26 protein-coding genes are annotated in these 24,516 nt (G+C 66.7%); 11 read left to right on the forward strand and 15 right to left on the reverse strand.

Features of this window, described 5'->3' with window-relative positions; all coding sequences use genetic code 11:
* Window positions 1-9: 9 nt before the first annotated feature.
* On the reverse strand, window positions 10-1,581 hold the full coding sequence (locus ACFOM8_RS01160; RefSeq protein WP_377758518.1) for a Re/Si-specific NAD(P)(+) transhydrogenase subunit alpha: 1,572 nt from the start codon (window positions 1,579-1,581) through the stop codon (window positions 10-12).
* Between the two features lie 176 nt (window positions 1,582-1,757).
* Window positions 1,758-2,399 carry a hypothetical protein gene (locus tag ACFOM8_RS01165; protein WP_377758520.1) on the reverse strand — a complete coding sequence of 214 codons (642 nt, stop codon included), beginning with the start codon at window positions 2,397-2,399 and terminating at the stop codon, window positions 1,758-1,760.
* A gap of 193 nt (window positions 2,400-2,592) precedes the next feature.
* Here ACFOM8_RS01165 and pepN point away from each other — a divergent pair, with 193 nt between their 5' ends.
* Together pepN and ACFOM8_RS01175 are read left to right on the forward strand one after the other, a co-directional pair.
* Window positions 2,593-5,184, forward strand: coding sequence for an aminopeptidase N (pepN, locus tag ACFOM8_RS01170; RefSeq protein WP_377758522.1), 2,592 nt, complete (start codon window positions 2,593-2,595; stop codon window positions 5,182-5,184).
* A gap of 42 nt (window positions 5,185-5,226) precedes the next feature.
* Window positions 5,227-6,135, forward strand: a complete 909-nt coding sequence (locus tag ACFOM8_RS01175; RefSeq protein WP_377758524.1) for a 1-acyl-sn-glycerol-3-phosphate acyltransferase — start codon at window positions 5,227-5,229, stop codon at window positions 6,133-6,135.
* Here ACFOM8_RS01175 and ACFOM8_RS01180 read toward each other — a convergent pair.
* Window positions 6,132-6,992: a D-amino-acid transaminase gene (locus tag ACFOM8_RS01180; protein WP_377758526.1), complete on the reverse strand. Its 861-nt coding sequence runs from the start codon at window positions 6,990-6,992 to the stop codon at window positions 6,132-6,134. The genes ACFOM8_RS01175 and ACFOM8_RS01180 overlap by 4 nt on opposite strands.
* Window positions 6,993-7,132: 140 nt before the next feature.
* Here ACFOM8_RS01180 and ACFOM8_RS01185 point away from each other — a divergent pair, with 140 nt between their 5' ends.
* Window positions 7,133-8,089: an L-malyl-CoA/beta-methylmalyl-CoA lyase gene (locus tag ACFOM8_RS01185; RefSeq protein WP_377758528.1), complete on the forward strand. Its 957-nt coding sequence runs from the start codon at window positions 7,133-7,135 to the stop codon at window positions 8,087-8,089.
* A gap of 96 nt (window positions 8,090-8,185) precedes the next feature.
* Here ACFOM8_RS01185 and ACFOM8_RS01190 read toward each other — a convergent pair whose 3' ends face one another.
* Together ACFOM8_RS01190 and ACFOM8_RS01195 are read right to left on the reverse strand one after the other, a co-directional pair.
* Window positions 8,186-9,025, reverse strand: coding sequence for a TIGR02186 family protein (locus tag ACFOM8_RS01190; protein WP_377758530.1), 840 nt, complete (start codon window positions 9,023-9,025; stop codon window positions 8,186-8,188).
* Window positions 9,025-9,939, reverse strand: a complete 915-nt coding sequence (locus tag ACFOM8_RS01195) for a sulfite exporter TauE/SafE family protein (RefSeq protein WP_377758532.1) — start codon at window positions 9,937-9,939, stop codon at window positions 9,025-9,027. The genes ACFOM8_RS01190 and ACFOM8_RS01195 overlap by 1 nt, the downstream gene beginning before the upstream one ends.
* Before the next feature lie 176 nt (window positions 9,940-10,115).
* Here ACFOM8_RS01195 and surE point away from each other — a divergent pair, with 176 nt between their 5' ends.
* The 4 genes from surE to ACFOM8_RS01215 all read left to right on the forward strand — a co-directional run bounded on the left by surE (window position 10,116) and on the right by ACFOM8_RS01215 (window position 13,119).
* Window positions 10,116-10,931 (forward strand): 5'/3'-nucleotidase SurE, encoded by an 816-nt coding sequence (surE, locus tag ACFOM8_RS01200; protein ID WP_377758534.1) that lies wholly within the window; start codon window positions 10,116-10,118, stop codon window positions 10,929-10,931.
* Window positions 10,928-11,590 (forward strand): protein-L-isoaspartate(D-aspartate) O-methyltransferase, encoded by a 663-nt coding sequence (locus tag ACFOM8_RS01205; RefSeq protein ID WP_377758536.1) that lies wholly within the window; start codon window positions 10,928-10,930, stop codon window positions 11,588-11,590. The genes surE and ACFOM8_RS01205 overlap by 4 nt, the downstream gene beginning before the upstream one ends.
* A gap of 40 nt (window positions 11,591-11,630) precedes the next feature.
* On the forward strand, window positions 11,631-12,758 hold the full coding sequence (locus ACFOM8_RS01210; protein ID WP_377758538.1) for a LysM peptidoglycan-binding domain-containing protein: 1,128 nt from the start codon (window positions 11,631-11,633) through the stop codon (window positions 12,756-12,758).
* 64 nt (window positions 12,759-12,822) lie between these two features.
* Entirely contained in the window at window positions 12,823-13,119 is a 297-nt protein-coding gene (locus ACFOM8_RS01215) for a PRC-barrel domain-containing protein (protein WP_377758540.1), read from the forward strand.
* 45 nt (window positions 13,120-13,164) lie between these two features.
* Here ACFOM8_RS01215 and ACFOM8_RS01220 read toward each other — a convergent pair whose 3' ends face one another.
* The 7 genes from ACFOM8_RS01220 to purC form a co-directional block, all read right to left on the reverse strand.
* Window positions 13,165-14,496: a glutamine synthetase family protein gene (locus tag ACFOM8_RS01220; protein ID WP_377758542.1), complete on the reverse strand. Its 1,332-nt coding sequence runs from the start codon at window positions 14,494-14,496 to the stop codon at window positions 13,165-13,167.
* A gap of 4 nt (window positions 14,497-14,500) precedes the next feature.
* The gene (locus tag ACFOM8_RS01225) at window positions 14,501-15,325 is read right to left on the reverse strand and encodes an ABC transporter permease (RefSeq protein ID WP_377758544.1); all 825 of its coding nucleotides are present in this window, start codon (window positions 15,323-15,325) and stop codon (window positions 14,501-14,503) included.
* Window positions 15,322-16,203, reverse strand: a complete 882-nt coding sequence (locus tag ACFOM8_RS01230; protein ID WP_377758545.1) for an ABC transporter permease — start codon at window positions 16,201-16,203, stop codon at window positions 15,322-15,324. The genes ACFOM8_RS01225 and ACFOM8_RS01230 overlap by 4 nt, the downstream gene beginning before the upstream one ends.
* Window positions 16,204-16,248: 45 nt before the next feature.
* Window positions 16,249-16,971, reverse strand: coding sequence for a transporter substrate-binding domain-containing protein (locus tag ACFOM8_RS01235; protein ID WP_377758546.1), 723 nt, complete (start codon window positions 16,969-16,971; stop codon window positions 16,249-16,251).
* A 29-nt stretch (window positions 16,972-17,000) separates the two neighbouring features.
* Window positions 17,001-17,795, reverse strand: a complete 795-nt coding sequence (locus tag ACFOM8_RS01240) for an ABC transporter ATP-binding protein (protein WP_377758548.1) — start codon at window positions 17,793-17,795, stop codon at window positions 17,001-17,003.
* An 81-nt stretch (window positions 17,796-17,876) separates the two neighbouring features.
* Window positions 17,877-18,116 carry a phosphoribosylformylglycinamidine synthase subunit PurS gene (purS, locus tag ACFOM8_RS01245; protein ID WP_377758550.1) on the reverse strand — a complete coding sequence of 80 codons (240 nt, stop codon included), beginning with the start codon at window positions 18,114-18,116 and terminating at the stop codon, window positions 17,877-17,879.
* An 11-nt stretch (window positions 18,117-18,127) separates the two neighbouring features.
* On the reverse strand, window positions 18,128-18,889 hold the full coding sequence (gene purC / locus ACFOM8_RS01250; RefSeq protein ID WP_126155922.1) for a phosphoribosylaminoimidazolesuccinocarboxamide synthase: 762 nt from the start codon (window positions 18,887-18,889) through the stop codon (window positions 18,128-18,130).
* Window positions 18,890-19,019: 130 nt separating this feature from the next.
* Here purC and ACFOM8_RS01255 point away from each other — a divergent pair, with 130 nt between their 5' ends.
* A complete protein-coding gene (locus ACFOM8_RS01255) occupies window positions 19,020-19,337 on the forward strand; it encodes a DUF1476 domain-containing protein (RefSeq protein ID WP_377758552.1) in 318 nt (105 codons plus the stop codon).
* A 51-nt stretch (window positions 19,338-19,388) separates the two neighbouring features.
* Here the strand turns inward: ACFOM8_RS01255 and ACFOM8_RS01260 are convergent, their stop codons facing one another.
* From ACFOM8_RS01260 to ACFOM8_RS01270, 3 genes are read right to left on the reverse strand one after another with little or no spacing between them, the layout of a single operon-like run.
* Window positions 19,389-20,693, reverse strand: coding sequence for an MATE family efflux transporter (locus ACFOM8_RS01260; protein WP_377758553.1), 1,305 nt, complete (start codon window positions 20,691-20,693; stop codon window positions 19,389-19,391).
* Window positions 20,694-20,704: 11 nt separating this feature from the next.
* Window positions 20,705-21,205 (reverse strand): PaaI family thioesterase, encoded by a 501-nt coding sequence (locus ACFOM8_RS01265; protein ID WP_377758555.1) that lies wholly within the window; start codon window positions 21,203-21,205, stop codon window positions 20,705-20,707.
* Window positions 21,206-21,208: 3 nt separating this feature from the next.
* Window positions 21,209-21,649, reverse strand: coding sequence for a PaaI family thioesterase (locus ACFOM8_RS01270; protein WP_377758557.1), 441 nt, complete (start codon window positions 21,647-21,649; stop codon window positions 21,209-21,211).
* A gap of 139 nt (window positions 21,650-21,788) precedes the next feature.
* Here ACFOM8_RS01270 and ACFOM8_RS01275 point away from each other — a divergent pair, with 139 nt between their 5' ends.
* From ACFOM8_RS01275 to ACFOM8_RS01285, 3 genes are all read left to right on the forward strand, one after another.
* On the forward strand, window positions 21,789-22,169 hold the full coding sequence (locus ACFOM8_RS01275) for a MerR family transcriptional regulator (RefSeq protein WP_377758559.1): 381 nt from the start codon (window positions 21,789-21,791) through the stop codon (window positions 22,167-22,169).
* 122 nt (window positions 22,170-22,291) lie between these two features.
* Complete coding sequence (locus ACFOM8_RS01280; protein WP_377758561.1) at window positions 22,292-22,690, forward strand: MerR family transcriptional regulator; 399 nt, start codon at window positions 22,292-22,294, stop codon at window positions 22,688-22,690.
* 4 nt (window positions 22,691-22,694) lie between these two features.
* Complete coding sequence (locus tag ACFOM8_RS01285) at window positions 22,695-24,467, forward strand: acyl-CoA dehydrogenase C-terminal domain-containing protein (RefSeq protein ID WP_377758563.1); 1,773 nt, start codon at window positions 22,695-22,697, stop codon at window positions 24,465-24,467.
* Window positions 24,468-24,516 lie beyond the last annotated feature (49 nt).

The following is a 24,516-nucleotide window of genomic DNA, read 5'->3' on the forward strand; positions in this document are numbered from 1 at the left end:
GCTGTCCCCTTACGACTTCTGGAACATGGCGAGCATCCGGCGCGTGACCATGAAGCCCCCGAAGATGTTGACGGCCGCCATCAGCACGGCCAACGCGCCCAGCAGGACCACCCACCACGACCCGGACCCGATCTGCATCAGCGCGCCCAGGATGATGATGGAACTGATCGCATTGGTGATCGCCATCAGCGGGGTGTGCAGCGAATGCGCCACGTTCCAGATGACCCGGAAGCCGATAAAGCAGGCCAGCACGAAGACGATGAAATGCGCCATGAAGCTGGCGGGCGCGACCGCGCCGATCAGCAGCAGGACGATGGCGCCCGCGCCCAGCAGCGTGACCTGCGACTTCGTCTCGGCCCGGAAGGCGGCGACCTCGGCGGCGCGGCGTTCCTCGACCGTCAGGGCCTTGGGCTTTTCCTTGGGCTTCTGCGCGGCGATGGCCGCGATCTTCGGAGGCGGCGGCGGCCAGGTCACGTCGTGGTCGCGCGTCACGGTCGCGCCCCGGATCACGTCGTCTTCCATGTTGTGATGAATCACGCCGTCCTTCTTGGGCGTAAGGTCGGCCAGGAAATGGCGCACGTTGTTGCCGTAAAGCTCGGACGCCTGGGCGCCCATGCGCGACGGAAAGTCGGTATAGCCGATGATCGTCACGCCGTTTTCCGTCACATGGCGTTCGTCGGGGATGGTCAGCTCGCAGTTGCCGCCGCGTTCGGCCGCAAGGTCCACGATCACGCTGCCGGGCTTCATTGCCTCGACCATGTCGCGGGTCCAGAGCTTGGGCGCGTCGCGGCCGGGGATCAGCGCGGTGGTGATCACCACGTCCATCTGCGGCGCAAGCTCGCGGAACTTGGCCAACTGCTTTTCGCGGAATTCGGGGCTGGAAGGCGCGGCATAGCCGCCGGTGGCGGCCCCGTCCTGCGCTTGCTCGAAGTCCAGGAACACGAACTCGGCGCCCATGCTTTCGATCTGCTCGGCCACCTCGGGGCGCACGTCGAAGGCATAAACCTGCGCGCCCAGGGACACCGCCGTGCCGATGGCGGCAAGGCCCGCCACGCCCGCGCCCACCACCAGGACCTTGGCGGGCGGCACCTTGCCCGCCGCCGTGACCTGCCCGGTGAAGAAGCGGCCGAAGTTGTTCGCGGCCTCGATCACCGCGCGATAGCCCGCGATGTTGGCCATCGACGACAGCGCGTCCATCTTCTGCGCGCGGCTGATCCGCGGCACCATGTCCATGGCGATGGCGGTGATGCCCTGTTCCTTGGCCAGGTTCAGCAGTTCGCTGTTCTGCGCGGGATAGAAGAAGCTGATCAGTGTCTGGCCTTCGCGCATCTGGCCGATCTCGCCCTCGGACGGCTGGCGCACCTTGGCCACCACGTCGACCGAGCGGATCAACTCGGCGGCGGACGGCACCACCGTCACCCCCGCCGCGCGATAGCTGTCGTCCGAAAACCCGGCCCGCGCGCCCGCACCGCTTTCAACAAAAACCTCGTGGCCCAGCTTCATCAGATGCCCGGCAGAGGATGGCGTGATCGCGACCCGCGCCTCACCCTCGAAACTTTCCTTCAACGCGCCAACCTTCATGGCCCTGTTGTCCCCCGCTCGTTCCGTTTCGGTTGGGTGACAGATAGCACCGCGAAAGATTTGTTCACAAGGCCGCGAATTGACCTAACGATACGAATGTCCGGGACGGGCAGAGCGGCAAAAGGAAACGCCCGGAGTTTGAAACTCCGGGCGCGAACGGCAAGGCTTGACCGCAATCAGTTCGCAGGCGCGGGCGTAGCGGGGGCCGGGGTCGCCGGCGTCGCGGGCGCCGGAGTGGGCGTCGTGGTGGTGGCCGGAGCCTCGTCAACGGTCACGGCGTCCTCCACGGCTTCGCCCGCATCGCTGGCCGCCTGCGCCGCGGCGTCGGCGGCGTTGTCGGCGGCCTCGCTTGCGGCATTCGCGGCATCCTGGGTCGCGGTGCCGACGGCCTCGGCAGCGTTATCGGCAGCGGATTCGGCGCTTTCAGCCGCGTTTTCGGCGGCAGCGGCAGCGTCCTCGGCCGCGCCTTCGGTCGCCGTGGCAGCATCGCTGGCGGCATTCTCGGTGGCCTCGGTCGCGCTTTCGGCGGCGGCTTCGGCATCGGCCGCGGCGGCCTCGGCGTCAGCGGCGGCGTCGCTGGCCGCGCCCGTGTCTCCGCCTTCGGTGGTGGTCACGGTGGTGGTGTCGCCATCGACAGCCACGGTGTCGTCGCCGGTGAACCGCTGAAGCACGAAATAGGCCAGGGCCAGCGCCAGAAGGACGCCGATGATCAGCGGCAGGGGCGAGGAACGACGCTCGACAGGCTCGACATAGGTTTCGTTGCGCACGGTCGGATCCGCCGGGCGGACGCGGTTCGGATCGTTCGGGTCATGGGTCATTGCTGGCCTCCAAGTCCAAGGTTGGGAAACCGGTTCAGTGTCGCCAAAGCTGCGGTCTTCCTGCGGTCCCTCGCGATGGGGCGGGCTGCGTAGGATCGACCAGCCGACTTGCGACCCGGCCTTCGTGCGACTAACACATTGGACAAGATGAAGTTCCGCCCGGCGGAGCAGCTTTCTTCATGCCGAGGATGCGATGACCCAGACCAACGGGCAGACTGTGCGATATCTTGCCGATTACCGGCCCTATCCCTTTGTGCTGTCGGCGACGCGGATGACTTTCGACCTGCACCCGACCGCCACGCGGGTCCGCACGGCCCTGTCGATGGTGCCGCGCGATCCGGGCGCGCCGCAGGACCTGGTCCTGGACGGCGGCAAGGGGGTGGAGCTGCTGTCGCTGACCATCGACGGCCAGGCCCCCGACACTGCCCATGTCAGCCGCCAGGACGAGACGCTGACGGTCGCCGCGGCCGCCCTGCCCCCGCATCCTTTCCTGCTTGAAACCGCCGTCCAGATCGACCCGTCGGCCAACACCGCCTTTGAAGGGCTTTACATCTCGAACGGCATGTTCTGCACCCAGTGCGAGGCCGAAGGGTTCCGCCACATCACCTTCTATCCCGACCGCCCCGACGTGATGGCGACCTTCCACGTCACCATCGACAGCGACCTGCCGGTGCTTTTGTCGAACGGCAACCCGGTCGGCCAGTCGCAGGGCCGCGCGGAATGGCACGATCCCTGGCCCAAGCCGTCCTATCTGTTCGCGCTTGTCGCGGGCGATCTGGTGGCGGTCAGCGACAGCTTCACCACTCGATCGGGCCGCAGGGTTGCGCTGAACGTCTGGGTCCGCCCGGGCGACGGGGACCGCGCGGGCTTCGCCATGGAATCGCTGATCAAGTCGATGAAATGGGACGAGGATGTCTATGGCCGCGAATACGACCTGGATGTCTTCAACATCGTCGCCGTCGATGATTTCAACATGGGGGCCATGGAAAACAAGGGGTTGAACATCTTCAACTCGAAACTGGTGCTGGCAAGCCCCGAAACCGCGACCGACACCGATTATGAACGCATCGAGGCGGTGATCGCGCACGAGTATTTTCATAACTGGACCGGCAACCGGATCACCTGCCGCGACTGGTTCCAGCTTTGCCTCAAGGAAGGTCTGACGGTCTTTCGGGACCAGCAGTTCACCTCCGACATGCGCAGCGCGGCCGTCAAGCGGATCGAGGACGTGCAGGCCCTGCGCAGCCGCCAGTTCCGCGAGGACGGCGGGCCGCTGGCCCATCCCCCGCGCCCGGACCGCTATGAGGAGATCAACAACTTCTACACCGCGACCGTCTACGAGAAGGGCGCCGAGGTCATCGGGATGCTCAAGCGCCTTGTGGGCGACGACGGGTATCGCCGGGCGCTGGATCTTTACTTCGACCGCCACGACGGCGACGCCGCCACCATCGAGGATTGGCTGAAGGTTTTCGAGGACGCCACGGGCCGCGACCTGACCCAGTTCAAGCGGTGGTATACCGACGCCGGCACCCCGCGCCTGACCATGGCCGAGGATTGGCAGGCGGGCAAGGCGGGCGGCACGCTGACCCTGACCTTCACGCAAGACACCCCGCCCACCCCCGGCCAGTCCGACAAACCGCCGCGCGTGATCCCCATCGCCGTGGGCCTGATCGGCCCCAACGGCGACGAGGTCGCGGCGACACGGGTGCTGGAGATGACCGAGGCCCGCCAGTCCTTCGCCTTTGACGGCCTGGGCGCGCGCCCGGTCGTGTCGGCGCTGCGCGGCTTTTCCGCCCCCGTGATGCTGTCGCGTCCGCTGGACGACGCCACCCGCGCCTTTCTGCTGGCCCACGACACCGATCCCTTTGCCCGGTGGGAGGCCGGCCGCGACCTGGCGCTGTCGGCGCTGACCGCCGCCGCGCAAGGACAGTCCGCCGACGGCGATTACATCGAGGCCGTCGGCCGCCTGATCGCGGACGAATCCGCCGATCCCGCCTTCCGCGCCCTTTGCCTGAACCTGCCGGGAGAGGAGGAGATCGCCACCCGCCTGTCGGCGGACGGCACCATCCCCGATCCCGACGCGATCCATGCCGCGCGCGAAGCCCTGGCCCGCCGGATCGCCGAAACCCATCTGGATCTTCTCTCGGGTCTTTACGACGTCATGACGGTGGCCGGTCCCTATCGCCCCGATGCGGCGGATGCCGCGCGCCGGTCGCTGCGCAACGCCGTGCTGGCGCTGCTGACCCGCATCGACGGGGGCGAGCGGGCCGAGATCCTGTTCGGCGTCGCGGGCAACATGACCGAACGCATGGCTGCGCTGACGGCCCTGCTTCGGCGTGGACGGGGCCAGACCGAACTGGCGGCGCTGCGGGACGAATTCGCCGACAACCGCCTGGTCATGGATAAGTGGTTCGCCATCCAGCCCATGGCCGCGCCCCCGGCCCAGGCGGCGCAGATCGCCCGCACCCTGTCGCAGCGCAAGGATTTCGACTGGAAGAACCCCAACCGCTTCCGTGCGCTGCTGGGCGGGCTGTCGGCCAATCACGCCGGTTTCCATGCGGCCGACGGATCGGGATATGATTTCACCGCCGACTGGCTGCTGCGCATGGACCCGGTCAATCCGCAGATCGCCGCCCGCATGTCCACCGCCTTCGAGACCTGGACCCGCTATGACCCCGCGCGCCGGGCCAAGGCTTTGGGGGCATTGGAACGAATCGCCTCTGCCGACGGTTTGAGCAGGAACACCCGCGAGATGGTGTCGCGGATGATCGCCGCAGGCCGATGATGCCGCTTGCGGGCGCCCGCGCGCCGGGGCAGAAAGGCCGGAATGACTGACCGACACGCCGACGCCAAGGCCGAGATGCAGGCCCGTCTGGACCCGCTGATCGCCGAGCGGGCGCCCTGGCTTTATTCCGGCAAGCCCCATCACCGGCTGGCGAAATGGGCCATGATGGCCCTGCTGCGCTATCCCACCACCATCCGCCTGGGGGCCGAGTTCCGCGACGCCCCCACGCCCGAGATCATGCGCCGCATGACCGACCTGATCGTCCGCGACGTCCGGGTCGAGGGGATGGAGCATATCCCCGCCACCGGCCCTGCCCTGATCGTGGCGAACCATCCGACCGGGATCGCCGACGGCATCGTCGTCCATGCGCTGATGTCGCATCTGCGCGACGACCTGTTCATCTATGCCAACCACGACATGATCCGCGTGCTGCCGCAGACAGCCGATCTGATCGCCGGCGTCGAATGGCGGCTGGAAAAGCGCAGCCACGCCAAGACCAAGGCCACGATGGATTACACGCGCGAGGCTCTGGCGGCGGGCCGGATCGGGCTGATCTTCCCGTCGGGCCGCTTGGCGAAACGCCACGGGTTGACGCTGCACGAACGCCCCTGGATGGCCAGCGCCGCGATGATCGCGCGCAAGTTCGGCGTGCCGATCATCCCCATGAACATCCGCGCCCGCAATTCGGCGCTGTTCTACCTGCTGGACGCCATCCACCCCACGCTGCGCGACGTGACCCTGTTCAACGAGGTTCTGAACAAGCGCCGCCAGCCCTATCGCATCACCGTGGGCGCGCCCATCGACCCCGCCTCGCTGCCCAAGGGCGAGGAGGCGATCGCCGTTCTGCGCGATGCCGTTCTGGCCCTGCCCGCCCCCGGCCCGGACGCCGCGCGCCTGATGCAGGACCGCGGCAGGGCGCGGCTGGTGCGCGGATCCGAGGGGCTGGCCTAGACCGCGGCCTTGCGGCTTTCTTCCAGGTAGATCTCGCGCAGGCGCGTGGCGACCGGACCCACCTGCCCGGTGCCGACTGCCGCGCCGTCGATTTCCACCACCGGCATCACGAAGGCGCTTGCCGAGGTGATAAAGGCCTCGTCCGCCCCTTGCGCTTCGGCGATGGTGAAGCTGCGTTCTTCTACCTGCATCTGCGCCTCGGCCGCGAAGCGCAGCACGGCGGCGCGGGTGATGCCGTGCAGGATGTCGTTGGACAGCGCCCGGGTCACGATCTTGCCGCCCTTCACGATATAGGCGTTGTTGCTGGTGCCTTCCGTGACCATGCCGTCCTCGACCATCCAGGCGTCGTCCGCGCCGCGCGCCTTGGCCTCCATCTTGGCCATCGACGGATAAAGCAACTGCACCGTCTTGATGTCGCGGCGCGCCCACCGCTGGTCCTCGATGCTGATGACGCGCCAGCCGGTTTTCGCTGCGGGCGCATCGGCAAGGCCGGGCTTCGATTGCGTGAACATCACCACCGTGGGCCGGGTGCCCGCCGCCGGATAGGCGAAATCCCGGTCGCCCGGGTTGCCGCGCGTGACTTGCAGATAAACCAGCCCGTCGGTGATCGCGTTCTTGTCCACCAGCGCGCGGAAGGCCGCCAGGAAATCCTCGTCGGACAGCGGATTGTCCATCGCCAGTTCCTTCAGCGACCGCTTCAGGCGCACCAGATGGCCTTCGAAATCAAGCAGTTTGCCATCCAGGACACTGACCACCTCGTAGACGCCGTCGGCCATCAGGAAGCCCCGGTCGAAGATCGAGACCGTGGCCTGATCCTCGGGCAGGTAATCGCCGTTCACATACACCGTGCGCGTCATGCTATCCCCTTGGGTTCGACTGTCGCCGTGGTCCTGCGCCCAAAGCGCGCCGCCGTCAAGCCAAACCAAGTCCGGGCTTGATGCTGCGGATGCGAAACAATATTGCTTGTCGGAACGGAAATCTTTTCGGAACGGATCCCATGAGCTTTCGCACCCAACCCTTGCCCCCTGCCCGCCTGAACCGCTGCCAGTTGTTCGGCCCCGGATCGCGCGACAGCCTGTTCGAGAAGATGGCGAAATCCGCCGCCGACGTGATCAACCTGGATCTGGAGGACTCGGTCGCCCCCGACGACAAGGACCGGGCGCGCAAGAACATCATCCAGGCCATCGGCGACATCGACTGGGGCGGCAAGACGCTGTCGGTCAGGATCAACGGGCTGGACACGCCCTTCTGGTATCGCGACGTGGTGGACCTGCTGGAACAGGCGGGCGAACGGCTGGACCAGATCATGATTCCCAAGGCCGGAAACGCCAGCGACATCTATGCCGTCGATGCCCTTGTCACGGCGGTGGAACGCGCCAAGGGGCGCACCAAGCGCATCGCATTCGAGGCGATCATCGAAAGCGCGGCGGGCATCTGCCATGTCGAGGAGATCGCGGCATCCTCTCCCCGGATGCAGGCGATCAGCCTGGGCGCGGCGGATTTCGCGGCCTCGATGGGTATGGCCACCACCGGCATCGGCGGGACGCAGGAGAACTATTACATGATCCGCGAAGGGCAGAAATACTGGCCCGATCCATGGCATTGGGCGCAGGCCGCCATTGTCGCGGCCTGCCGGACGCACGGGCTGCTGCCGGTGGACGGACCCTTCGGCGATTTCGGCGACGCGGAAGGGTTCGTGGCGCAGGCGCGCCGGTCGGCGACGCTGGGCATGGTCGGCAAATGGGCGATCCATCCCAGCCAGGTGGCGCTGGCGAACGAGGTCTTCTCGCCCAGCGACGCCGCCGTGACCGAGGCGCGCGAAATCCTGGCCGCCATGGAAAAGGCCAAGGCCGAAGGCGCTGGCGCGACCGTCTACAAGGGGCGGCTGGTGGACATCGCCTCGATCAAGCAGGCCGAGGTGATCGTGCGGCAGGCGGAACTGATCGGAGGTTAGGGCGGCTCTCGATTTTGCGGGCGGGACCGGGAAACGCACGGCGTTTCCCCCGCCCACGGCATAAGGGTGCCGACAAAGACGGCGCGATCCCGCGCGCTAAGGCCGCCGCAGCTTCCTGAACGCGGCCGACGCGCCCCAGCCTGCAAACACCGCCACACCCAGCGACATCAGCCCGTAGAGAAACGGCTGGTCGAAGGCCAGCCGATACAGCCAGCGTTCCACCCCCACCTTGCGCACGTTGATCGGGGCCACGAACACGTCGATCACCTGCCCGTTCCGCAACAGGAAGATGCGCGTCTTGTAGGCGCCTTCGACCAAGTTCGCGGGCAGGTTGACATCGGCGCGGAAAAGCGTCTGGTCGATCAGCGACACGCTGCCCTCGTCCAGGCGATACAGCCCCTCGTCCTCGCGCAGGCGGACCAGCGCCTCGGTAAAGGGGACGGCGCTTTCGACGGCAACCTCGCCCGCGAAGGCGCGCATCGCGTGGGACAGCGAAATCCGGTAGCGGCTGTCCCATTCCGGCAGCAGGATGTCCTCCAGCGCGGCCGAGGTCGCCACCGCATAGAAGCCCGGCGCCGCGCCGATCCTCACCGCCTCGGAATTGATCCAGATACCCGCCTTGCGTTCCTTGCGCCAGACGGTGACGCCGCTGGAGGGCGCCTCGACGGTGACGATCACCTGCAAGGGCGGTCCTTCGGGGATCGGGGTCTCGCGCTTGATCGCGCCATAGATCAGGATCTCGGATCCGTTGAAGCTGGCGGTGATGGCGACGGAATCGCTGGACAGGCCCGCAACGACGCTTTCCTCGGGCGGGGTGTCGGCGGTGGGCGCGGCCTGGATCGGCAGGGCGCCGGCGTCGGTCTGCGGAACCAGGGACTGCGCGCCGGCCGAGCCGGCCAGGGCGAGCAGCATCAGCCCGGCGAACACGGCGCGCATCAGCCGATCCCTTGCTGGACGACATAAAGATCGTCGGGCGTCAGGAACAGATCCAGCGCCAGCTTGCCGCAAACCGCCAGCACCAGCAGCGCCAGAAGGATCCGCAACTGCTCTGCCCGCAGCCGCGCGCCAAGCGTGGTGCCGAACTGCGCGCCGACGACCCCGCCGATGATCAGCAGCACCGCCAGCATGATGTCCACGGTGTTGTAGCTGACGGCGTGCATCAGCGTCGTGAAGGCGGTGACAAAGGTGATCTGGAACAGCGACGTGCCGACCACGACCTTTGTGGGCATTCCCAGCAGATAGATCATCGCGGGCACCATGATGAAGCCGCCGCCCACCCCCATGATCGCGGCCAGCACGCCCACGGCCAACCCCACCAGCAGCGGGGGAAAGACGCTGATGTAAAGGCCCGAGGCGCGGAACTTGACCTTGACCGGCCAGCGGTGGACCCAGTTGTGCTGGTGCAGGCGGCGCCGGTGGCCGGGCATGGATGACCGGCGCAGCGCGCGGACGCTTTCCTGAAGCATCATCATGCCGATCAGACCCAGGAACACGACATAGCACAGCTGCACCACCAGATCGACCTGACCCACCTGTTGCAGGATGGTGAAGACCCAGACCCCCAGCCAGGATCCCACCAGCCCTCCGGCCAGCAGCACCCCGCCCATTCTGAAATCGACGCTTTTGCGTTTCACATGCGCCAGGACGCCCGATACCGAGGATGCGACGACCTGGTTCGCGCCCGTCGCCACCGCAATGGCGGGGGGAATGCCGATGAAGAACAAGAGCGGCGTGATCAGGAAGCCGCCGCCGACGCCGAACAGCCCGCTCATCAGGCCCACAAGCCCGCCAAGCCCGACCAGCGTGAACGCGTTGACCGATACCTCTGCGATGGGAAGATAGATCTGCATGAAACCGCGCGCCGCCTGCGTCGGGGGCAAGGATGCAACGGCCCGGCGGTCCCGTCAAACCGCTTTCCGGTCCCCCGTGGGCCAGCAGGTGCTTGAAGCCCGTCCATGGCCCGGCTAATCAGGAACGAAGACGTGAACGGGCGCTGCTTTTCGGCGCAGGACCAGCGGGCCGGACAATGCGCATCTTGATCACCAACGACGACGGCATCAACGCACCCGGCCTTCAGGTGCTGGAGGAGATCGCCGCCACCCTCGCCGGTCCCGGGGGCGAGGTCTGGACCGTCGCCCCCGCCTTTGAGCAATCGGGCGTGGCCCATTGCATCAGCTATGCCCACCCGACCATGGTCGCGCGCCTGGACGAACGCCGCTACGTGACCGAGGGAAGCCCCGCCGACTGCGTGCTGGCCGCCGTCTGCGACATCATGGCGGATGCGCGGCCCGATCTGGTGCTGTCGGGCGTGAACCGGGGCAACAACTCGGGCGAGAACGCGATGTATTCCGGCACCATCGGCGGCGCGATGGAAGCCGCGCTGCAAGGCCTGCCCGCCATCGCGCTGTCGCAATACCTGGGGCCGCAGACCGCCGGTCTGGCCGACCCGTTCGAAGGCGCCCGCCGCCACGGCGCCGCCGTCATCCGCCGCCTGCTGGATCATGGCGACTGGACCTCGGACGCGGATTTCCGGCTGTTCTACAACATCAACTTTCCGCCGGTCCCAGCGGCCTCGGTGCGCGGCACCCGCGTCGTGCCGCAAGGGCGCAGGCGGGGCACGAATTTCAGCGTCGTGCCCTACACCGCGCCGAACGGACGCCGCTTCATGTGGGCGGCGGGCGGCGCGCAGAACGCCCCGGCCCGGCCCGGCACCGATGTCGCGGTCAACATGGACGGCTTCATTTCGGTCACGCCGATGCGGGCCGACCTGACCTGCCATGCCTCGCTTCGCGATCTGGCCGCCGTGCTGGAAGACAGCCCGCGAGAGACGGAGAACCAATGACCGAAGGTCACGGCGACGAGGACGACCCGGCCGAGCGCAAGATGCGCTTTCTGTTCCAGTTGCGCTCTCGCGGCGTGACCGACCCCCGCGTCCTGGCGGTGATGGAGCGGATCGACCGGGGGCTGTTCGTGCGCGGCCAGTTCGCCGACCGCGCCTATGAGGACACGCCCCTGCCGATCCCCTGCGGGCAGACGATCAGCCAGCCCTCGGTCGTGGGGCTGATGACGCAGTCGCTGAACCCCGGCCCGCGCGACACCGTGCTGGAGATCGGCACCGGATCCGGCTATCAGGCGGCGGTTCTGTCGGGGCTGTGCCGACGGGTCTATACCGTCGATCGCCACCGCCGCCTCGTGCAGGAGGCCGAGGCGATCTTCCGCCAGCTCGGCCTGTCGAACATCACCGCGCAGGTGGCCGACGGATCGCGCGGCCTGCCCGACCAGGCGCCCTTTGATCGCATCCTTGTCACCGCCGCGGCCGAGGATCCGCCGGGCCCCTTGTTGGCACAGTTGAAGATCGGCGGTATCATGGTCGTGCCGGTAGGACAGTCCGATGCGGTCCAGACCCTGATCCGCGTCACCCGGACCGAAACCGGCTTTGATTACGACGAATTGCGGCAGGTGCGGTTTGTTCCGCTGGTCGAAGGGTTGGGACAGACATGACCCCGATCTGCGCCGTGGCAGGCTAAGGACGACAAGAACGATGAGCAGGACTTTCAGATCGACCGCCAGCGCCGGGGCGGCGGTGCTTCTTCTGGCCTCTTGCGGGGCGACGGGCTTCGATCCCGACCTGCGCGGCTGGATGCCAGGATCCCTCAGCACCGCCGATGCCGCCGCCCGCGCTGCGCCGCGCCCGCAGCCCGACAGCCGCGGCATCATCAGCTTTCCCTCTTATCAGGTCGTGATCGCGCAAGGCGGCGACACGCCCACGGCCATCGCCCGCCGTCTGGGCATCGACGCGGCCCGCCTGGCGCAGCACAACGCCCTGCCGCCGGACGCGCCGTTGTCCGCCGGGCAGACCCTGGTCCTGCCGCAGCGGGTGGGAACGGCGCCCGCGCTCGGCGGCGGCGGCGTCAAGGATCCCATCGCGGGCCAGCCCGCCCGTGGTCCCGCCGCCGCCCCTGCGCCCGCGGCCAGCCCCGCGCCCGTGGCCAGGGCCAATCCCGCGCAACATACGGTTGCCGCGGGCGAGACGGCCTGGTCCATTGCGCGGAAATACGATGTCAGCGTGCAGGATCTGGCGTCATGGAACGGGCTTCCCACCAGCATGTCGCTGCGCGTCGGACAGCGGCTTGTCATTCCCGTCTCGGGGCAGAAACCGCCAAGCGCCACTGCGGTCACCACCATGCCCGGCAGCGGCAGCCCGACCCCGCGCCCGCCCTCGGCCGCCGAGCCCCTGCCGTCCGAGAAGACCACCCCCGCCGCCGAGCCCGGCCCCAAGGCGCCCGTCACCGACCTGGGCGCGACACGCACGGCGGCCTCGGCCGCGGGGCGGTTCCAGATGCCGGTGTCGGGGTCGATCATCCGGGTCTATGAAAAGGGCAAGAACGACGGCATCGACATTTCCGCAACCGCCGGGACGGCGGTAAAGGCGGCAGGCCGGGGCACGGTGGCGGCCGTCACAAGGGACACCGGCGGCGCCCCCATTGTCGTGGTCCGGCACGACGGCAACCTGATGACGGTGTATACCGGGCTGGACGCGCTGGACGTGGCCAAGGGCGACAGCGTTTCGGCGGGCCAGTCCCTCGGCAAGGCGGGCCGGGGCGGTTTCGTGCATTTCGAGGTGCGCCAGGGCTTCGACAGCGTGGACCCCGAGAAATACCTGAACTGACCGGACGGAACGCCTGCCCCTGCCGGACGTTGGCCTGCCATGGCCAAGCCAATGGAGGACAGACATGGACCATTCCGAACATCCCCGGCTTCTGCCGGACGAGTTGACGGATGCGGTGCTGACCGGCGCCACGATCTATGGCCCCGGCGATGACACCGTGGGCACCATCTCGCATGTGCATGGAACCGGCAGCAGCGCGCAGGTGGTGATCGACGTGGGCGGTTTCCTGGGAATCGGATCAAAGCCGGTTCTGGTGCCGGTGGCCGACCTGGATCTGATGCGCGACGGCGACGGCGTCGTCCACGGCGTGTCGCGGTGGAGCAAGGAAGACCTGAAGGCACTGCCCGAACATACCGATTGAACGGCCGGGCGGCGGTTTCGCCCGCTGCCCTTGGCCCGCCCCGCATTACACGGTGTCGAGATAAAGCTCCACCGTTTCCTCGTCCGACAGTTCGGCCATGTAGTGCAGTTCCTGCCGCTTGGTCAGAACAAAGTTCTCGATCAGGTGTTCGGGAAAGATGCGCCGCATCTCGGGGCATTGGTGAAAGGCGTCGATGGCCTGACCCCAGGTTCCGGGCAATTGCTCCAGCTTCTGGTCATAGGCATTGCCCTTGAATGGCTCGGGCGCCTCGAGCTTGTCGAGGATCCCGTTCAGGGCCGCCCCCAGGATGGCCGCCACGGTCAGATAAGGGTTCACGTCGCCCCCCGCCACGCGATGCTCGATCCGCCGCGCGCGGGGGCTGGACGAGGGGATGCGGATGGCGGCGGTGCGGTTCTCGTAGGCCCAGCCGATGCCGGTGGGCGCATGGGCGTTCGGGACCAGCCGGTCGTAGCTGTTCTCGTGCGGGGCGAACAGCAGCGTGGATCCCGGCATCGCGCGCAGGCATCCGGCCACGGCCTGGCGCAACTGCTCGGTCCCCTCGTCCCCGCCGTTGTCGAAGATGTTCCGGCCGGCCCGGTCAAGGATCGAGAAATGCATGTGCATCCCGTTGCCCGAAAACGTCTCGTAAGGCTTGGCCATGAAGCTGCCCGCGAACCCGTATTGCCGCGCGATCCCCTTGACCAGCATCTTGAACAGCCAGGTGTCGTCCGCCGCCTTCAGGGGGTCGGGCTGGTGCATCAGGTTGATCTCGAACTGGCCCGGCCCCGCTTCGGAAATCGCGGTGTCGGCGGGAATGTCCATCGCCTCGCAGGCGTCGTAAAGCGTGGTGAAAAACTGGTCAAAGGCGTCCAGCGCCCGCAGGGACAGCACCTCGCCTCCCGTGCGGCGCTTGCCGGAACGCGGGCTTGGCGGCACGCGCAACTGGCGGCCCGAATCGTCGATCAGGAAGAACTCAAGTTCGGTTGCCACCACCGGGGTCAGCCCGGCCTGGTTGTAGCGTTCGACCACGCGGGCCAGCGCCTGCCGGGGATCGCCCTCGTAGGGGCGGCCATCCAGGTGGAACATCCACAAAGGCAACAGCGCCGTCGGCGCGTCCAGCCAGGGCATCGGCAGAAAGCCCCGTTCGGTCGGCAGCAGCAATCCGTCGGGGTCGCCGATCTGGAACACCAGCGGGCTGTCCTCGACATCCTCGCCCCAGATGTCCAGGTTCAGGACGGAGAAGGGGAACTTGGTGCCCTCCTCGAGGATCTTGTCGGCATAGCGCGCGGGAATGCGCTTGCCCCGCGCGACCCCGTTCAGGTCGGCGGCGGCTACGCGGATGGTCTTGACCTCGGGGTGTTCTTTCAGCCAGTCCATGAAATCACCGGAAAACTTGCGGACGGTATCTGACGCGCCCGACGGCACCGGGCAGATGACGGTTAAGACGCCGGTTCACGATGCCGAACAGCGCGATCAAGGCCAGGGTGCAAAGAACGAAATACCCCGCCACAATGGGATAGGCGACAAAGGGGTTGAAGGTCTGGCCCGCGAAATAGCTGGCGTAATACAGGCTGTCGCCGCGCTGCTGAAAGGCCGGAAAGCCCGAAAAGAACACCAGCGTCGTGGCGTGGAACAGAAAGATCGCCTCGTTGGTGTAGGACGGCCAGGCCAGCCGCAGCATCGTGGGCCACAGAATGCGGCGGAACTTGGTCCAGCCGGTCATGCCGTAAGCCTCGGCGGCCTCGATGTCGCCCTTTGGGACAGCCATCAGCGCGCCATGGAAGATCTGCGCGGAATAGGCGGCGGTGTTGAGCGTCAGCACGATCAGGGCGCCGGCCCAGGCCTTCGCCAGCCAGCTTGTCGCAACCGTGAAGCCGAAGACCTCGACGCCTGCGCGGGGCAGCATAACCAGCGCCTCGTAGGCCAGAAAGAACTGGATAAACAGCGGGCTGCCCCGGAACAGGAAGATAAAGCCGTCGGCGGGCCTGCGCAGCCAGGGGTTCGTGCTGGTCCTGGCCAGCGCCAGCCCGGTCGCCAGGAAGAACCCGAACAGCAGCGCGAAAAAGGCGAAATACAGGTTCCAGATCAGCCCCGACCCGATCAGCGTGACCTGCTGGCACAGCGTAAAATCCGAACGCGGCAGCAGCCGTTCACCGATGCCCAACGAGCGCAACCCGTAATCCAGGATCGTCTGCGCGCAGGTCATGGCGCGACCGCCTTGCGCTGCGCCTCGCCGGCCATGGTGGCCTGACCGGCGGACAGGCGGGCGATCACGCGGTTCAGAACCCGTTCCGACACCCAGGTCATCAGCAGATAGAAGCCCAGCACCACCAGGAAGTAATACAGCCGCCAGTCGGGATGCGGATAGGCGAAGGAGGATGTCTTGGCCCCGCCCAGTTCCCGCGCCCAGTAAACGATGTCCTCGATCCCCAGCAGGAACAGCAGCGGCGTGGCCTTGATCAGGATCATCCACAGGTTCGACAACCCCGGCAGCGCATAGGTCCACATCTGCGGCACCAAAATCCGGCGCGAGACCTGGCGGGGGGTCATGCCGTAGGCCTCGGCCGTTTCAAGCTGCGCGCGGGGAACGGCCTGCATGGCGCCATGCAGCACGTTGGCCGCGAAGGCGCCGAAGACGACGGAAAAGGCGATAACGGCCAGAACCATGGCATAGATGTCATGGACCCACTCCGGGCTGGTGGACAAGGGCAGCTTGGCCGCCGCGCAGACAACGAAATCGTTGCCCTGCCGGACCGGCGCGTCGCTGTCGCACAGCGCCTTGTGGCGCAGCCATTCCAGGCCCTGGTCCAGGGCGATCGGCACGAACAGGAAGAAGATGATGTCGGGCACCCCCCGCACCATCGACGTGTACAGTCTGCCGAACCATCGCAGCGGCGCGATGCGCGACCGGGACGCCATCGCGCCGCCGTAACCGAACAGCAGCGCGATGGGCGCGGTGACCGCCAGCAGCATCAGGACCACGCCGAAGCTGGCATAGAACAGCATGTGCGTGCCTGTCGTCAGATAGCACGACAGCCACGCAAGCCCGTCCAGCACCGATGGGTCGCTGCAAAAGGAAAACATCGTTCGTCCCGATAACGGCCGCGGGTCGCCCCGCAGCCCGTCAGATCATTCGTAGGTCTGCGCGTCGTCGCCGAAATGCTTCCTGATCAACTCGTTCAGGCTGCCGTCTTCCTTCATCGACGTGATGGCGGCGTCGAATTTTTCACGCAGTTCGGTATCGGACTGGCGCAGGCCGACGCCGATGCCTTCGTCCAGGTTCACCTGCTCGCCCACGAAAACCAGGTCGTTGCTGTCCTCGACAAAGGGACGCATCACCTCGTGATCGCCAAAGCCCGCATCCGCCTCTCCGTTGCGGATCGCGGCCAGAACCTGGTCGATGTTCGGGAATTCCAGCAGAGTCGCCCCGGTTTCCGCGATGTGCGACGCCTGCACGGTGCCGGTCTGCACGGCGATGACGCCGCCTTCCAGATCGACCCCGTCCTGCAACGCGACATAGGACGACGGCGCGGGCGGCAGATAGTCCTGGGTAAAGGCGATAACAGCCTTGCGTTCCTCGTTGATGCTCATCGCGGCCATGATCGTGTCATAGTTCGACGAGACCAGGTTGGGGATGATCGAATCCCAGTCGTTCTTGACCCAGGTGCATTCCAGTTGCGCACGCCGGCACAGCTCGTCCCCCAGCTCGCGTTCAAAGCCCGCGACCTCGCCCGCCTCGTTGATGAAGTTGTAGGGGGGATAGGCGCCTTCGGTTCCCATGCGCACGGTCTGGGCCAGTCCCATGCCGGCGGTCAGGGCCAGGGCAGTCGCGGCAAGCAGCAGTTTCTTCATTCCTAAGGTCTCCTGTTGGTCATTTTTTTTCAATGCGCCGAGGCGCTGAGGAACTGGCGCAGCCGGTCGGTCCGGGGGGCGCCGAACAGCTGGTCCGGGGGGCCTTCCTCGGCGATCAGGCCCTGGTGGAGAAAGACCACATGGTCGCTGACATCGGCGGCCAGGCGCATGTCATGGGTCACGATGATCATGGTGCGCTGTTCGTCCGCCAGATCCTTGATGACGCGCACGACCTCTTGCTGCAATTCGGGATCAAGGGCGCTGGTGGGTTCGTCGAACAGCAGCGCCTTGGGGTTCATGCACAGCGCGCGGGCGATGGCCGCGCGCTGCTGCTGGCCGCCCGACAGTTGCGCGGGCCAGGCGTTGCATTTGTCGCCGATGCCGACCTTGTCCAGCAGCGACCGGGCGCGAGCCTCGACCTGGGCGCGGTCCTGGCCCAGCACGGTCACCGGCGCCTCCATGACGTTTTGCAGGATGGTCATGTGGGACCACAGGTTGAACTGCTGGAACACCATCGACAGGTTGGTGCGGAACCGCATGACCTGCGCGCGGTCGGCAGGCACGCGGGCCATGCCCTGGCCCCTCCAGCGGACCGCCTCGCCTTCAAAGCTGATCTCGCCCGCCTGGCTGTTTTCCAGCAGGTTGCAGCAACGCAGCAGCGTGGACTTACCCGATCCCGACGACCCGATCAGACTGACCACATGCCCGCGCGGCGCGGTCATCGAGACGCCCTTCAGCACCTCGACCGAGCCATAGGCCTTGTGCAGCCCCTGGATGCGGATCACGGGGGCAACGTCGTTCTGGACGGCTTTGTCGTTCATCATCGGCACATTGGGCGATAATCCCGCCGCTTTTGCAACGGGGTCTGCGGGGCAACCTGACGATAAACGCAGATTGCCGCTGCGTCAGACGATCTCGACCGAATATTTCTCGATCACGGTATTGGCCAGCAGGCCTTCGCACATCCTCTCGACCTCGGCCTTGGCTTGGCCCGGATCGGACGCCTCCAGATCCAGTTCGATCAGCTTGCCCTGACGGACGCCCGCGACGCCCTTGTGGCCCAGGCCGCCAAGCGCATGGCGGATTGCCTCGCCCTGCGGATCCAGAACGCCATCCTTCAGCATGATCGTGACACGGGCTTTCATGGCGCTTTCCTTCAGTTGATCGCGGTGGGCTTGAGGCTGGTGGTGTTGGCGGGCATCAGGCCAAGCCGGCGCGCGACCTCGGTATAGGCGTCGGTCAGGTTGCCCAGGTCGCGGCGGAACACGTCCTTGTCCAGCTTCTGGCCGGTCTTCATGTCCCACAGGCGGCAGCTGTCGGGGCTGATCTCGTCGGCGACGATCAGGCGCATGAAGTCGTTGTCCCACACGCGGCCGATCTCGATCTTGAAGTCGATCAGCTTGATGCCGACGCCATAAAAGACGCCCGACAGGAAGTCGTTAACGCGCAGCGCCAGGGACACGATGTCGTCCAGATCCTGCTGGGTGGCCCAGCCAAAGGCGATAATGTATTCCTCGGACACCATCGGGTCGCCCAGCTCGTCGTTCTTGAAGCTGTATTCGACGATGGGACGGGGCAGCAGCGTGCCTTCCTCCAGCCCCAGACGCTTGGAGATGGAACCGGCGGCGAAGTTGCGCACGATCACCTCAAGCGGAACGATCTCGACCTGGCGGATCAGCTGCTCGCGCATGTTGATGCGGCGGATGAAGTGGTTGGGGACGCCGATGTTCGTCAGCCCGTTCATGAAGAATTCGGACAAGCGGTTGTTCAGAACGCCCTTGCCCTCGATCACGGCCTTTTTCTGGGCGTTGAAGGCGGTGGCGTCGTCCTTGAAATACTGGACCAGCGTGCCCGGCTCGGTGCCTTCGTACAGGATCTTCGCCTTGCCTTCGTAAACTTTCTTGCGGCGCGGTGCCATGGCGGGCGTCCTTTCGCATGTCCCTTATTTCATGCGCCTTACCTTACAAGCGGCCCCGGGGGCAATACGAGAGGCTTGCAAGCCCCCGCCGGCAGGCTAAGCTTTCACCAAGACAACAGCGGAGGCCACGATGACCACCTTCGACGACCGCGAGCGCGGGTACGAATCCAAGTTCGCCCATGACGCCAACCTGCGCTTCAAGGCCGACGCGCGCCGAAACCGCCTGCTGGGGGAATGGGCGGCGGGCCTTCTGGGCAAGACGGGCGACGACGCCCGCGCCTATGCCCTGACCGTTGTGACCTCCGACTTCGAGGAGCCGGGCTACGAGGATGTGGTCCGCAAGCTGGCGGCCGATCTGCAAGGCAAGGCGGACGAATCGGAAATCCGCGCCAAGATGGCCGAACTGACCCTTGTCGCACGGCGGCAGATCATCGACGAGGCGGAATAGCCGGGTCCGGCGGGCAAGCCGACCGCATCGGGGGCCGGACGGCCCCCTTTTTCATGCGGGCATGGCGGCCGCCTCGGCCCGGGGATAGCGCAGCGCCATGGTGACGCCGCGCGACAGGTTCAGGGCCATCAGCGCGGCCCAAAGCCCATGGTTGCCCCAGACCGGCGGCAGCAGCAGAACGGCGGCCGCAAAGACCAGCGCCGACCTGATCATCGCCACGCGCATGTCGCGCGTCAGGGTCGCGCCGATGAAGATGCCGTCCAGCATCCAGGCCGCCACCCCGATCAGCGGGGCAAGGCCCAGCCAGGGCAGGTAACGGCGCGCCTCGGCCCGCACCTCGGGCGAGGTGGTCAGCCCGTCGATGATCGCGCCGCCGCCGAACCAGAAGGCCAGCGCCAGGGCCGCGGCCCCGCCCGCACCCCAAACCGAGGTCAGCACCGAGGCCCGGCGGACCCCGCCGGGCCTGCGGGCGCCGACCGCCTGGCCCACCAGACTTTCGGCGGCGAAGGCAAAGCCGTCCAGCGCATAGGCGGTGATCGACAGGAATTGCAGCAGCACCTGGTTGGCCGCCAGCGTCACATCCCCCCGCCCCGCGGCCAGAAAGACAAAGCTGGTGAAGCTGGCTTGCAGCAGCACCGACCGGATCATGATGTCGCTGTTCACGCGGGTCAGCCGGGCCAGCCTGTCCCGCGCGAACAATCCCGCCGCGGTCCGCCCCTGCGCCATGGCCCTGCGCGTCATCCACAATCCCAGGGCCAGACCGCACCATTCCGACAGCAGCGTGGCCGCCGCCACCCCCGGCACGCCCAGGCCAAGTCCCAGCACGAACCAGACCGACAAGACCGCGTTCAGCCCGTTCTGCACCAGTTGCAGCAGCAGGACCGACCGGGCGCGCTCGGCCGCGATCAGCCAGCCGGTAAGGGCATAAAGCGCGATGGTGGCAGGCGCGCCCCAGACCCGGATCGCCAGGTAATCGCGCGCCAGCCCCTCGACCACGGCCGAGGCCGGGGCGATGCGGAACGCCGCTCCGAAGACCGCGCCTTGCAGCAGGATCAAGGCAAGCCCGGCAATGGCCGCGATGGCCAGCGCCCGCAGCAGATGCGCACCGCTCTCCGCCGCATCGCCCGCGCCCCGGGCCTGCGCCACAAGCCCCGAGGTGCCCATCCGCAGGAACCCGAAGATCCAGTAGATCGAGGTCAGCACCACCGCGCCGACCCCCACCGCGCCGATCGCCTCGGGGCGGCCCAGCTGGCCGACGACGGCGGTATCGACCAGCCCCAGCAGCGGCACCGTGGCGTTCGACAGCACGATGGGCACGGCGATCGCCAGCACCCGCCGATGGGTCAGCCTGTCCATTCCCGGCCCGCTCAGCCCTGCGGCATCAGGAAATGCCCGGTCGCCTGGGCCAGCAGCCGCGCGCGGTTGTCCTGCCAGGCCTCGACCTGCACCGAGGCATAGCGCCGTCCCGACCGGACCACCTTGGCCCGGGCATAGGCGTCGCGCGGCAATCCGCTGCGCAGGTAATCGACGGTGAAGTCGATGGTTTTCGGCAGGCGCGGCAGGCTGGCGTCGACGGCGGCATCGGGAACGATGCGGCCCGATTCCATCTCCTCCCACATCGCGGCCCAGGCCAGTTCGATGATCGCCGTGGTTTCCAGAAAGGCCGCCGTGACCCCGCCATGCAGCGCGGGCAGCATGGGGTTGCCGATCAGCTTTTCGTCATAAGGCAGGGTCGCGGTCAGCTCGTCCCCGCGCCGGTCGAAGCGGATGCCCAGCCAGGTCAGGTAGGGCACGCCCGACACAAGGGCCGACAACGCCGAATCGCGGCGCGACTTGATCCGGTCCAGCGGTTCGCGACGGTCCATCATGGCTTACCTTTCCACCGTGAAGGCGCCGGTGGCGGCGGCAACCGGATTGTCCGTATCCTCGTCCAGGGCGACGGCCCGGACAAAGGCCACCGTCCGCGTCAGGTGATAGCATTCGGCCTTGGCGGTGATCCGCTGCCCACTGGTGGCCGAGCGCATGTAGTCGATGCGCAGGTCGATGGTCGCCGTCGACGACGGCCCCGAGGGATGGGCCATCACCGCCGCCCCGCAGCAGGTGTCCATCAGCGCGGACACCACGCCGCCATGCACCACCCCGCTGCGCGGATCGCCCACCAGATGTTCCGCCCAGGGCATGCTGATCGCGGCCGTCCCCGCGCCAAGCGCATCGACGCGCATCGCCAGGGCGCGGGCATGGGGGATCGCCTCGATGAACTGCTGCGCGATTCGCGTCTGGTCGCCGTTCATGGTCTTGCCGCCTGCCGCCATTGCCGCCCCTTTCCTGTTTCGTGACACGCTATCCGCAGGATGCTTTCCGCCTCAACCCCGCAGACAAAGGTTTTCGCCCAGGTTGAGTAGCGCCCTCCGACAAGTTAGCCTTTCCGAAATTCCGCAACAGGAGGCGCAAATGCCGGGCGAGCAGACGATCAGCTTCAAGGACATGTGCGCGCGCTTCGACGTGACCCCCCGCACCTTGCGCTATTACGAATATATCGAGCTTCTGAGCCCCCGAAAGGAAGGCCGCGCCCGCTTCTACGGCCCGCGCGAGATCGCCCGCATGACGCTGATCCTGCGCGGCCGCCGCTTCGGCTTCTCGCTCGAGGACATCCGGCAATGGCTGCTGATCTACGAACAAAAGGGCTCGCGCGAGCAGTATGGGGTCTGGCTGGACCTGGCGGACCGCCAGCTCAAGGTGCTGGACGGCCAGATAGCGGACCTGAACGCCGCCCGCGCCGATCTGCAAGCCTTGCGCGAAACCGCCGCGCAGGAGTTGAGCGAGATGGGTTGACCCGGCGTCATGCTTGGCCTTGACTCGACCTGTGACGCGGCGTCCCGCTTACGTTCGCGTCAACTTGGCCCTATATCGGTGGCTAAGGACGGCAGACGGTGAACGAGGAGGAACCGCGATCCATGTCCGACGAGCTGATGACGATTCGCCAGATGTGCGATGCGTTCGGCGTTACCCCCCGCACGCTGCGCTTCTACGAGGCGCGCGAGCTGATCTTTCCCGAACGTCGCGGGCAGCACCGCCTTTACGACCGCCGGGACAGGGCGCGCCTGACGCTGATCCTGCGCGGCAAGCGGTTCGGCTTCAGCCTCGAGGAACTCCGCCAGCTGCTGGAGCTTTACGAGCCCGGCGGCACGAACAAGGCGCAAATCGCCGCGACCATCGCGGTCGGGCGCCAGCGTCTCGCGGACATGGAGCGTCAGTATGCGGACCTGAGCGAGGCGATCGTCGAACTCAAGTCGCAGCTTGCCGACGCGGAATCCCGACTGGCTGGGACGTCCAGAGCAACGATCACAGGATAGCGCCATGACGATCTACAATCCGCCGGTCCGCGACATGCAGTTCGCGCTGCATGACGTTTTGAAGCTGTCGCGATCCGGCCTGCCGGGCCACGAGGATCTGGACCCCGGCTTTACCGAGGCGATCCTGGACGCCGCCGGAAAGCTGGCGGCCGAGGTTCTGGCGCCGCTGAACGCCGTGGGCGACCGGCAGGGCTGCCGGCTGGAAAACGGCGTGGTCCGCACGCCCGATGGCTTCGACCGCGCCTTTCAGGCGATGAAGGAAGGCGGCTGGACCGCGCTCGACTGCGATCCGGAATACGGCGGCCAGGGGATGCCCTATGTGCTGGGCGTGGCAACGGGCGAGATGTTCGTCAGCGCCAACATGGCCTTCAACATGTATCAGGGCCTGACGCACGGCGCCTATTCCGCGATCCGCGCCCACGGGACCGCCGACCAGAAGCGCACCTATCTGCCCAAGATGGTCAGCTGCGACTGGACCGGCACCATGAACCTGACGGAACCCCACAGCGGCACCGACCTGGGCATTCTGCGCACCAAGGCGGAACCGCAGCCGGACGGCAGCTATCTGATCACCGGCCAGAAGATCTTCATCTCGGCCGGCGATCACGACCTTGCGGAAAACGTCATCCATCTGGTGCTGGCCAAGGCTCCGGGCGGGGGCGAGGGCACCAAGGGGATCAGCCTGTTCATCGTGCCGAAGTTCCTGGTGAACCCGGACGGATCGCTGGGCGAACGCAACGGCGTATCCGTCGGCGCGCTGGAAGAAAAGATGGGCATCCACGGCAACGCCACCTGCGTGATGAACTATGACAACGCGAAGGGCTGGCTTTTGGGCGAACTGCACAAGGGCATGCGCGCCATGTTCACGATGATGAACGAGGCCCGCCTGGGCGTCGGCCTGCAAGGCTATGCCTGCGCGGTGCCCGCCTATCAGAACGCGGTCGCTTATGCCAAGGACCGCCTGCAAGGCCGCGCCGTGACGGGCGCCCGGAATGCCTCGGGCGCGGCGGACCCGCTGATCGTCCATCCCGACATCCGCCGTTCGCTGATGGACCAGAAATCCTTTCTGGAAGGCGCCCGGATGCTGGCTCTGTGGGGCGCGCATCTGATCGACAAGGGGCATCATGGCGATGCCGATGCCGAGGGGCTGGTCTCGCTGCTGACCCCGGTGATCAAGGGCTTCCTGACCGACAAGGGCTTCGAGACGGCCGTGCTGGCCCAGCAGGTTTACGGCGGCCACGGCTATATCGAGGAACATGGCATGAGCCAGTTCGTCCGCGATGCCCGGATCACCATGATCTATGAGGGGGCGAACGGCGTCCAGGCCCTTGACCTGGTCGGACGCAAGCTGGCCCAGGACGGCGGCAAGCACGTCATGGCCTTCTTCGAGATGGTCAAGGCCTTCTGCAAGCAGCACGGCGAAGGACCGATCGCCGCCGATTTCGTCGCGCCGATCAAGGCTGCCTCCAAGGATTTGCAGACTGCCGCCATGTTCTTCATGGAACGCGGCATGAAGAACCCGAACGATGCCCTGTCCGGCAGCTATGACTTCATGCACCTGTTCGGCCATGTCGCGCTTGGCCTGATGTGGGCCCGGATGGCGGTCGCGGCGCAAGAGGCGCTGGATGCCGGCAACGGCGACGCGGCCTTCCTGAAGACCAAGCTTGCGACCGGACGCTATTACATGAAGCGGCAACTGCCGATGACGGCGACCCATCTGGCGCGCATCCGGTCGGGCGCCGAGCCGGTGATGGAACTGGAGGCGGAGGCGTTCTGAAGCGGATCGCGGGCGGAGAGGTCGTCATGGGTATTTTTGCAAAGAAGAA

It is taken from the genome of Paracoccus angustae, from assembly GCF_042648745.1.
GTDB classification, from domain to species: Bacteria; Pseudomonadota; Alphaproteobacteria; order Rhodobacterales; family Rhodobacteraceae; genus Paracoccus; species Paracoccus angustae.

Excerpts from the sequence above, each read along its gene's own strand:
- ACFOM8_RS01160 (WP_377758518.1), bottom strand. The coding sequence starts at position 1,581 with ATGAAGGTTGGCGCGTTGAAGGAAAGTTTCGAGGGTGAGGCGCGGGTC.
- ACFOM8_RS01165 (WP_377758520.1), bottom strand. The coding sequence starts at position 2,399 with ATGACCCATGACCCGAACGATCCGAACCGCGTCCGCCCGGCGGATCCG.
- pepN (WP_377758522.1), top strand. The coding sequence starts at position 2,593 with ATGACCCAGACCAACGGGCAGACTGTGCGATATCTTGCCGATTACCGG.
- ACFOM8_RS01175 (WP_377758524.1), top strand. The coding sequence starts at position 5,227 with ATGACTGACCGACACGCCGACGCCAAGGCCGAGATGCAGGCCCGTCTG.
- ACFOM8_RS01180 (WP_377758526.1), bottom strand. The coding sequence starts at position 6,992 with ATGACGCGCACGGTGTATGTGAACGGCGATTACCTGCCCGAGGATCAG.
- ACFOM8_RS01185 (WP_377758528.1), top strand. The coding sequence starts at position 7,133 with ATGAGCTTTCGCACCCAACCCTTGCCCCCTGCCCGCCTGAACCGCTGC.
- ACFOM8_RS01190 (WP_377758530.1), bottom strand. The coding sequence starts at position 9,025 with ATGCGCGCCGTGTTCGCCGGGCTGATGCTGCTCGCCCTGGCCGGCTCG.
- ACFOM8_RS01195 (WP_377758532.1), bottom strand. The coding sequence starts at position 9,939 with ATGCAGATCTATCTTCCCATCGCAGAGGTATCGGTCAACGCGTTCACG.
- surE (WP_377758534.1), top strand. The coding sequence starts at position 10,116 with ATGCGCATCTTGATCACCAACGACGACGGCATCAACGCACCCGGCCTT.
- ACFOM8_RS01205 (WP_377758536.1), top strand. The coding sequence starts at position 10,928 with ATGACCGAAGGTCACGGCGACGAGGACGACCCGGCCGAGCGCAAGATG.
- ACFOM8_RS01210 (WP_377758538.1), top strand. The coding sequence starts at position 11,631 with ATGAGCAGGACTTTCAGATCGACCGCCAGCGCCGGGGCGGCGGTGCTT.
- ACFOM8_RS01215 (WP_377758540.1), top strand. The coding sequence starts at position 12,823 with ATGGACCATTCCGAACATCCCCGGCTTCTGCCGGACGAGTTGACGGAT.
- ACFOM8_RS01220 (WP_377758542.1), bottom strand. The coding sequence starts at position 14,496 with ATGGACTGGCTGAAAGAACACCCCGAGGTCAAGACCATCCGCGTAGCC.
- ACFOM8_RS01225 (WP_377758544.1), bottom strand. The coding sequence starts at position 15,325 with ATGACCTGCGCGCAGACGATCCTGGATTACGGGTTGCGCTCGTTGGGC.
- ACFOM8_RS01230 (WP_377758545.1), bottom strand. The coding sequence starts at position 16,203 with ATGTTTTCCTTTTGCAGCGACCCATCGGTGCTGGACGGGCTTGCGTGG.
- ACFOM8_RS01235 (WP_377758546.1), bottom strand. The coding sequence starts at position 16,971 with ATGAAGAAACTGCTGCTTGCCGCGACTGCCCTGGCCCTGACCGCCGGC.
- ACFOM8_RS01240 (WP_377758548.1), bottom strand. The coding sequence starts at position 17,795 with ATGATGAACGACAAAGCCGTCCAGAACGACGTTGCCCCCGTGATCCGC.
- purS (WP_377758550.1), bottom strand. The coding sequence starts at position 18,116 with ATGAAAGCCCGTGTCACGATCATGCTGAAGGATGGCGTTCTGGATCCG.
- purC (WP_126155922.1), bottom strand. The coding sequence starts at position 18,889 with ATGGCACCGCGCCGCAAGAAAGTTTACGAAGGCAAGGCGAAGATCCTG.
- ACFOM8_RS01255 (WP_377758552.1), top strand. The coding sequence starts at position 19,020 with ATGACCACCTTCGACGACCGCGAGCGCGGGTACGAATCCAAGTTCGCC.
- ACFOM8_RS01260 (WP_377758553.1), bottom strand. The coding sequence starts at position 20,693 with ATGGACAGGCTGACCCATCGGCGGGTGCTGGCGATCGCCGTGCCCATC.
- ACFOM8_RS01265 (WP_377758555.1), bottom strand. The coding sequence starts at position 21,205 with ATGATGGACCGTCGCGAACCGCTGGACCGGATCAAGTCGCGCCGCGAT.
- ACFOM8_RS01270 (WP_377758557.1), bottom strand. The coding sequence starts at position 21,649 with ATGGCGGCAGGCGGCAAGACCATGAACGGCGACCAGACGCGAATCGCG.
- ACFOM8_RS01275 (WP_377758559.1), top strand. The coding sequence starts at position 21,789 with ATGCCGGGCGAGCAGACGATCAGCTTCAAGGACATGTGCGCGCGCTTC.
- ACFOM8_RS01280 (WP_377758561.1), top strand. The coding sequence starts at position 22,292 with ATGTCCGACGAGCTGATGACGATTCGCCAGATGTGCGATGCGTTCGGC.
- ACFOM8_RS01285 (WP_377758563.1), top strand. The coding sequence starts at position 22,695 with ATGACGATCTACAATCCGCCGGTCCGCGACATGCAGTTCGCGCTGCAT.